Raw genomic sequence first — 529 nt, 5'->3', positions numbered from 1 at the left:
GCACCTTCACGGGGTCGGCGCCCCCGCCGCGGGAACGCCGACCCCGTGAAGGTGCTCCTGCACCGGCACCGCGAGCTCTGCGAGCGGGCCGTCGACCCGCTGGAGATCGCCGCGGGCCTCGAAGCGCAGGGATTCACCGACCGGACCGCCGCGCGGTTCCGCCACCGGGACGTGTTCTCGCTCGCCGAGGAGCTGTACGCGCGCGTGCCGCGCGGCCAGGAGAAGCCCGCGCCCGTCGCGGAACCCGAGCCGGCCCGCGCGCCCTGGGCGCTCGCCGCGCTCGCCCCCGGCGGGGTCGCCGGGCTCGCGGGCCTCGGGCTCACCTTCAGCTACGGGCCCGTACGGCTCGCCGTCGGGGCCGCCGGGGCCCTCGCCCTCGGCGGGGCACTGCTCCTCGCCGTCCGGCGAGGACCCTTCCGCGCCCCCGACGGGGGGACCGTCCCCGCCGCCCGGCTCTGGACCCTCTGGCTCCTGGCGTACGCGGCCGGCGGCGACGGACTCCTGGAGGAGGTCCTCGGCGGCGGCCCCG

The 529-nt window shown here is 79.8% G+C and carries 1 pseudogene; it reads left to right on the top strand.

Going from position 1 to position 529, the window contains the following annotated elements:
- Window positions 1–45 precede the first annotated feature (45 nt).
- Window positions 46–529 (top strand): annotated as a pseudogene (locus CCN56_RS41475) (hypothetical protein); the annotation flags it as partial.

Origin of the sequence: Streptomyces sp. NRRL B-24572, from assembly GCF_002156145.1 — a bacterium.
Lineage (GTDB): Bacteria > Actinomycetota > Actinomycetes > Streptomycetales > Streptomycetaceae > Streptomyces > Streptomyces vietnamensis.
Note: the sequence above shows the minus strand (reverse complement) of the source record. Positions and strands in the feature narration are given on the sequence as shown.